1 protein-coding gene and 2 pseudogenes are annotated in these 1,336 nt (G+C 63.5%); 1 reads left to right on the top strand and 2 read right to left on the bottom strand.

Annotation, left to right across the window (positions count from 1 at the left end; translation table 11 throughout):
• Both FK268_RS22950 and FK268_RS22945 read right to left on the bottom strand, forming a co-directional pair.
• Positions 1 to 597, bottom strand: a pseudogene (locus FK268_RS22950) (cytochrome P450); the annotation flags it as partial.
• A 26-nt stretch (positions 598 to 623) separates the two neighbouring features.
• The gene (locus FK268_RS22945; protein WP_068526316.1) at positions 624 to 944 is read right to left on the bottom strand and encodes a 2Fe-2S iron-sulfur cluster-binding protein; all 321 of its coding nucleotides are present in this window, start codon (positions 942 to 944) and stop codon (positions 624 to 626) included.
• A 99-nt stretch (positions 945 to 1,043) separates the two neighbouring features.
• Here FK268_RS22945 and FK268_RS22940 point away from each other — a divergent pair.
• Positions 1,044 to 1,336 (top strand): annotated as a pseudogene (locus FK268_RS22940) (AraC family transcriptional regulator); the annotation flags it as partial.

The following is a 1,336-nucleotide window of genomic DNA, read 5'->3' as shown; positions in this document are numbered from 1 at the left end:
CGCGCGCATCCGCGCGGTCAGTTCGACCGACACGGTCTGGACCCAGTCGAACGGTTCGTCGAGCGGTAGCTCGTCGAGGACTTCCCGGACGCGCGACCGGATGAGGCCCTCCATCTCGCGCAGGTTCTTCGGTGCGACGACTCCCTGGACGGCGGCGCGCTGCTTGTCGTGCCGCGGCGGGTCCATGGCGATGAACATCGCGATGTCCATGAAGCGGGGCGGCCGACCGATGATGATGAACGGTTCGGCGGAGAACGCGTCGTGGTTCTTGTCGACAGCGATGATGTCGGCATGTCGAGTGACCGACCAGAACGGCCCGAAGGGACTGCGGGGCTGGAAGTGAACGGGCGCCTCATTGCGCACACGCTCGAAGTAGGACCGCCACCTGCCCTGTCGGTAGAGGAATGGGTTGCTCAGATCGATGTCGGTGAGTTCGACTTCCTCGACAGGCGGGATGGGGGTCTCGGTGAAGATCTTTTTGCCGTCGGTTCGGGTGACGATCCGGCGGGCCTTGTCATAGACGTGGGCGCCACGGATTTGTAGATCGATCGGGATCATGGACTGCGCTTTGTCGGCGAGGGCAGTTGAGATGCTCATAGATGTTGCTCTTTCGCTTTAGACGTTCACAACTGGAACTCGGGAAGGCGAACGGTCAGACCGTCCCACTCGTTGTTGGCGGTCATCTGGCAGGCCAGTCGCGAGTTGGCCTCACGTTCGGGGTGCATACTCAACATGCCTTCTTCGACGTCTGTGCTGTGTCCGACGGTGTCGATCCACGCGCTGTCGACGACGACGTGGCACGTTCCGCATGCCGCCTCACCGCCACAGTCGCCATCGATCCCCGGTATCGCCTCGTCGACTGCAATCTGCATCAGTGACCTGCCGGGCGTCACCGGCGCGGGGTAGTCCTCGCCGTCGTGGGTCACGTAAGTGATCGTGGCCATGGCCACCTCCTTGTTCGTGGGTCGTAGAGGTGAGTGTGCACGCGGCAGATGTGCTTGATCCAGGCTCGGACGTCGCGATGTCTTGTTAAATTGGCTCATGTGAGCCTTGTCGAGTTGGGGATACCGCCGCTAGCGTTCGCGCAGCTCCTCGACAGCGGTGCCCTGGGCGCGGCGGAGACGCGAGCGTTCGGACGCATCATGGCCCGCGAGGGCGTCGATCTCGCGGTCGTCATTGCGCGACAGGGCCAAGTGCCTGTCCGGTGGTTTCACGAGGTGTATCCGGCGATGGACGCCCAGCAGGGATTCCGGTTGGGCGTGGCGTTCGCCGAGCACGCCCAGCTGACCTCTTTCGGCCCCCTCAGTTTGCCGCTGGTCAGTGCGGGTTCCGTCCT

It is taken from the genome of Tsukamurella sputi (genome assembly GCF_007858445.1).
Classification (GTDB): domain Bacteria; phylum Actinomycetota; class Actinomycetes; order Mycobacteriales; family Mycobacteriaceae; genus Tsukamurella; species Tsukamurella sputi.
This window is presented reverse-complemented; position numbering and strand designations above follow the sequence as displayed.

Excerpts from the sequence above, each read along its gene's own strand:
- FK268_RS22945 (WP_068526316.1), bottom strand. The coding sequence starts at position 944 with ATGGCCACGATCACTTACGTGACCCACGACGGCGAGGACTACCCCGCG.